Source organism: Floridaenema aerugineum BLCC-F46 (assembly GCF_041929345.1).
Classification (GTDB): Bacteria; Cyanobacteriota; Cyanobacteriia; order Cyanobacteriales; family Aerosakkonemataceae; genus Floridanema; species Floridanema aerugineum.
On record NZ_JBHFNQ010000057.1, the window covers coordinates 1 to 5,397 of the forward strand.

Sequence of the window (5,397 nt, forward strand, 5' to 3'; positions counted from 1 at the left end):
CTAATCGCCTAAGCCCTATAAGTGGGCAAAGCGGTATGTGGTGACAAACACCGAATTAACAAGTAGCCGTGTGCGGTGAAAAGTCGCAAGCACGGTTTTGAATGGGAGGGTAGAGGGGTGACTCTCTACTCGACCCCTAACTAATCCCTGAAATTTTCGTAGGGTTGGCTTAATTTAAGTGCAGATTACTTTTTTTGGCACAAGTTCCGGTGTCCCAACGCGATCGCGCAATGTTTCTAGTGTTGCCTTGCGCTTACCTCAACGTGCAGAAGTTTGGCTTTTTGACTGCGGTGAAGGCACTCAACATCAACTTTTACATAGTGATTTGAAAATTAGCCAAATTACTCGCATTTTTATTACCCATACGCACGGCGACCATATTTTTGGGTTGATGGGTTTATTAGCAACTTATGGTTTGGCTGGCAATCCCACTAAGATAGATCTTTATGGGCCACCTGGTCTAAATGATTACATTAAAGCTTGCCAACGTTACTCATTTACCCATTTTTCCTATCCCTTAAAAGTACATACTGTTGAACCAGGAATAGTTTATGAAGACGATGAGTATATTGTTAGATGTGGTCTTTTAAAACATCGAGTAACAGCTTTTGGTTATCGTATAGAAGAAAAAGATCGACCTGGGCGTTTTGATGTGGAAAAAGCCAAGGAATTAGGCATTCCTTCTGGCCCAATTTATGGCAAACTTAAACGAGGCGAACAAGTTACTTTACCCGATGGACGGGTAATTAATGGCGCAGATTTATGCGGGCCAAATCAAACTGGGCGTAAACTAGTTTACTGTACAGATACGGTTTATTGTGAAGGCGCTGTTGAGTTAGCAAAAGATGCAGATGTATTAATTCATGAAGCTACTTTTGCTCACCAAGATGCAGAATTAGCTTTTCAAAGATTACATTCGACTTCCACAATGGCAGCCCAAGTCGCTTTAGAATCTGGTGCAAAACATCTAATTATGACTCATTTTAGCCCCCGCTATGCCCCAGGAAATGATATTCAATTAAATGATTTGTTGTCGGAGGCAAAAGCCATTTTTCCTAATACAACAATGGCTTATGATTTCCTCGCTTATGAAGTTCCGCGTCGAGAATAAAAAGTAGGGGTAATTCATGAATTACCCCTACTTTTTATTGCCTATTTAGCAACCAAAATTACTACCGATCGCTCGCCCAACAAAATCCCCTGTTGTTGAGTTAAAATTGGTTCGGTTCCCGGTTGGCAAATATCTTCAGGAAAGGCAAGTCCGGTATTAACAAAAACGTGCCATTTTGCTTCTGGCGGTAATTTCGGTAATTCAAACCAGTGGCTTTCCCAGTGCATATTCATTGCCACATAAATTGAGTTATCTTCAACTGCACCTCCCTTGGCGTGTTTGCCACAAAGCATAAAAGCTAAGGTGCGACAATAGCTTGCCCAATCAGGTTTCCAGGCATAAACACCATGCCAACTAATATCGGGATAACCACTTTCCATATAGTCTTTATTGGTGAAGTATTCCCGATTTCTTAATACAGGATGGGCATGACGAAAAGCAATACAATTTTTGACAAATTGGAAAAAGTCGTTATTAGTTTGTAATAAGTTCCAATCTAGCCAACTTAACTCTGAATCATGGCAATAAGCGTTATTGTTTCCTTGTTGCGATCGCCCCATTTCATCGCCCATCAATAACATTGGAATGCCTTGACTAACTGTTAAAATGGCGATCGCATTCTTCATTTGCCGACGGCGCAATTTATTTATTTCTGGATCGTCTGTTTCGCCTTCAACTCCACAATTCCAGCTAAAATTATCATTTGAACCATCTCGACTATCCTCTCCATTAGCTTCATTATGTTTCTGGTTATAAGTCACCAAATCTGCTAAAGTAAAACCATCATGGGCAGTAATAAAGTTTACCGAACTATCCACAGTTCTGTCTGTCCAAGCATACAAATCAGGCGAACCTTGAATGCGTTGCACCATTTCTCCCACTAAAGGATCGCCCTTAATAAACTTCCGTACCGCATCCCGATATTTACCATTCCACTCGCCCCAACGGTCATAATTTGGAAAAGAACCAACCTGATAAAGTCCGCCAGCATCCCAAGCTTCGGCAATTAATTTACACTTGGCTAAAACTGGGTCATAAGCTAAAGCTTCCAACAATGGTGGATTGGTTAAAGGTACACCTTTGGTATCCCTTCCTAAAATGGAAGCTAAATCAAATCTGAACCCATCAATGTGATATGCAGATGCCCAAAACCGCAGACAATCTAACACAAATTGTCTGACAATTGGATGATTACAATTGAGCGTATTACCGCAACCACTAAAGTTATAATAAAGCCCTTCAGGAGTTAGCATATAATAGGTTTTATTATCTAAACCCCGAAAAGAAATAGTAGGGCCATTTTCGTTTCCTTCAGCAGTATGGTTAAACACTACATCCAAAATTACTTCTATGCCATTTTTGTGTAGTTCTTTAACTAAAGTTTTCAGTTCATTTGCTTGATTTCCATATTTACCTGTAGCTGCATAACCCGCTTTCGGGGCATAAAACCCTACTGTATTGTAACCCCAGTAGTTAAATAATCTTTCATCATTAAAAGGATTATGTCGGATGTTATCTAATTCATCAAACTCAAAAATTGGCATTAATTCCACACAATTAATCCCTAATTCTTTGAGGTAAGGTATTTTTTCTTGCAGTCCGGCAAAAGTACCTCTGTGTTCTTCTTTAACTCCAGAGTCAGGGTGACGAGTAAAACCTCGGACGTGCATTTCGTAAATAATTAAATCTTCGGCGGTAATTTCTAAAGGTCGATCGCCTTCCCAATCAAACTCTTTACTAATAATTTGTCCGCGATAGGGGTAAATATCATCCTCTCTTAAAGAAATTCCCCAAACATCTCTGCCACCTATACAAGTAGAGTATGGATCTAAAAGGATCTTGGTGCGCTCGAATCTATGACCCGCTTCTGGGTTGTATGGCCCATCCACACGATAGCCATATTCTAAATCTTCGTAATTTGGTAAATCTAAAACTATCATGCTGAGCACATTACCTAAGCGAAACTCGCTGGGAAAAGGAATTTCGGCAAAAGGTTCGGCTGCGTCTTTTTTGAATAGCACTAATGTCGCAGCTGTGGCGTGACTAGAGTAAATAGAAAAATTAATTCCTCCTGGTACTGGCGTTGCACCAAAGGGAATAGGTTGTCCCTGTAGTAATTTGAAATCACCGTAAGTGTAACTGTGATAAACTGCCATGCTCTATGTTTACAAACATCATGAATCCTCTTATTGTCTCAGATCCCAATGTAGTTTGTGTCCGAATCAGAATAATCTTTAGATTGTCGGAATTTTCGACTTTTTTCTGTTACATAAATATCAATTGACTTATAATTTGACATAATGAAATTTATGTATACTTTCCTTAAAATTACTCTATACTTTGGCCAAAATATCTTTAATTTAAGCAGGGAAAACCTTAAAGGGGAACCGGGAAGGGACAGGATTATTAATTTCACCTTTCCCTTGCCCCTTTTTCCTTGACAAAATCCTTACCGGGGAATAGAAGTCTACTCTACTATTTCCTTAATATTCTCCGATGAAGGTTCTGCCTCATCAATATTTCTTTCTTTTCGCAACAGGCGGCTAATTAAACTATTTAAATGTACTTGGGTGTCAACTGGCGATCGCGGTAAAGGAGTCTCCAAATTCGGCCAAGTGGGTAAATCCGAGCAAGGACAATTATTAGGTGGTAGTCCTAAATTCCTCACTGGTATTGGCATCGAACAACGAGCACAAGGGTTTAAATCCCAAGCAGGTGTGAGCAATTCGCCAATAGTTTCTTGTGTACCTTCGAGATTACAATCCCCTGAGTTATGTGCTATTATTTTTTGCCAACAGTCTTCAAACTCGTCGCTGTAGCGATCGCCTTGGATCACCCTTGGCGGCAATAAAGCTTCTCTGCCATTGCGAATCAAAACTCTCTTACCTAGTTGAAACCAATAGGCAATGTATTGTTTAACTTGTTCTTCAGATGCCATAGCTTTTAGTTGAATCACTGGTTAAAACTAGTACAAGAAGGTAAAAAGCAGAGAACAGAAGACTCCCAGGGAGAAGGCAAAAGAAAATAACGCTGTTTTCAAATTTTTTCCTGTGCTTTTAACTAATATTTATTTCTGCCTTACTACACTAGGGAGCAATGGATATTAACATGAATATCTCATAGCTGTTTCCCAATCTTAGTGTTTTTTTTCAAATTATGTTTCCCTCTAGTAGAGGAGTAACTCAGCTATAAAAAGGCATAAACTTTCTGCTGAGTCAATCATAGCCTTTACCGATCTTCTCCCAAGAGAAATAAAATATTTATTTCCCAAGTTGGATAAGCTAAAACTCTCAATCTCGGAAAATGGCATTAATCAGGTAATAACGATTTGCTATTTGTTGTTTAAGGGTCTACCGAGTTGACTCAAGTTTAAAACATGACCTGCCGTGACTAAGTAAGTGGGATTAGCGATCGCTCCTAGTTGACGTACCAAAGTTCCTAAGCGATCGCGGAAAAGCCGACCTGCTGGATATGCCGGAACTACACCCCAGCCTGTTTCCTCTGCCACAAATATTACATCACCATCACAATTCTCAACAATTTCTAACAATTCTTTTAATATTTTCTCCCATTGGGCTTGCTCGTACTCTAATAAATTAGCTACCCATGTTCCCAAAGAATCTACTAATAAGCAATTACTACTTTTTGCTTCCCGAATAGTTGCTGCTAAATTCACAGGCACTTCCCAAGTTTGCCAAACAGAAGGACGGCGTTGAGCGTGTTGGGAAATTCTCTCCATCCACTCAGCATCATCAGGATCTTTTTCGGCAGTAGCCACATAGATAACAGATTTTCCCGATTGTAGCGCCAATGATTCTGCCCATTCACTTTTACCCGATCGCGCTGGGCCAGTTACTAAGATTACTCGTTTTTTAGGTAATTTAGTCATAAATCTGAAACAGCTGTGAACTACCCCAACTAACCTACGGTATAGTTGGGGCTTCTAACTTCATAGGGGAGTGCCAAAGAACGGACTTGCGACCGCCCTTTGGACTTACCTCCCCTCCGCTAGCAGAAACGGCTGTTCCATCCGTTTGTAAAATTCTGATTCCCTCTGCTCTTATGTTGGTTGATGCGTTGCCATCCCTGTCGTGCTTAGTACCGCAGTTAGGGCAAATCCATTCCCTAATTTCTAAAGGCATTTCAGAGACTTGATGATAACAGTTGGAACAGAGTTTAGAGCTAGGAAACCATCTATCAATTTCGATAAGCTTTGCACCTTTGCGCTCTAACTTATACGCCAAGAAATTGACAAACATTCCCCATCCACAATCAGATATAGCTTT

The 5,397-nt window shown here is 40.2% G+C and carries 5 protein-coding genes; 1 reads left to right on the forward strand and 4 read right to left on the reverse strand.

What is annotated here, in order from left to right; all coding sequences use genetic code 11:
* Positions 1 to 178: 178 nt before the first annotated feature.
* Positions 179 to 1,111, forward strand: coding sequence for a ribonuclease Z (locus tag ACE1CC_RS07250; RefSeq protein ID WP_413269798.1), 933 nt, complete (start codon positions 179 to 181; stop codon positions 1,109 to 1,111).
* A gap of 41 nt (positions 1,112 to 1,152) precedes the next feature.
* Here the strand turns inward: ACE1CC_RS07250 and glgX are convergent, their stop codons facing one another.
* The 4 genes from glgX to ACE1CC_RS07270 form a co-directional block, all read right to left on the reverse strand.
* Entirely contained in the window at positions 1,153 to 3,267 is a 2,115-nt protein-coding gene (gene glgX / locus ACE1CC_RS07255) for a glycogen debranching protein GlgX (protein ID WP_413269799.1), read from the reverse strand.
* 311 nt (positions 3,268 to 3,578) lie between these two features.
* Complete coding sequence (locus ACE1CC_RS07260) at positions 3,579 to 4,049, reverse strand: hypothetical protein (protein ID WP_413269800.1); 471 nt, start codon at positions 4,047 to 4,049, stop codon at positions 3,579 to 3,581.
* Between the two features lie 393 nt (positions 4,050 to 4,442).
* The gene (cobU, locus tag ACE1CC_RS07265; protein WP_413269801.1) at positions 4,443 to 5,000 is read right to left on the reverse strand and encodes a bifunctional adenosylcobinamide kinase/adenosylcobinamide-phosphate guanylyltransferase; all 558 of its coding nucleotides are present in this window, start codon (positions 4,998 to 5,000) and stop codon (positions 4,443 to 4,445) included.
* A 34-nt stretch (positions 5,001 to 5,034) separates the two neighbouring features.
* On the reverse strand, positions 5,035 to 5,397 hold a 363-nt coding region (locus ACE1CC_RS07270), incomplete at its 5' end, for an RNA-guided endonuclease InsQ/TnpB family protein (protein WP_413269802.1).

Bases quoted from the DNA above. Each gene is read 5' to 3' on its own strand.
- ACE1CC_RS07260 (WP_413269800.1), bottom strand. From the start codon at position 4,049: ATGGCATCTGAAGAACAAGTTAAACAATACATTGCCTATTGGTTTCAA.
- glgX (WP_413269799.1), bottom strand. From the start codon at position 3,267: ATGGCAGTTTATCACAGTTACACTTACGGTGATTTCAAATTACTACAG.
- cobU (WP_413269801.1), bottom strand. From the start codon at position 5,000: ATGACTAAATTACCTAAAAAACGAGTAATCTTAGTAACTGGCCCAGCG.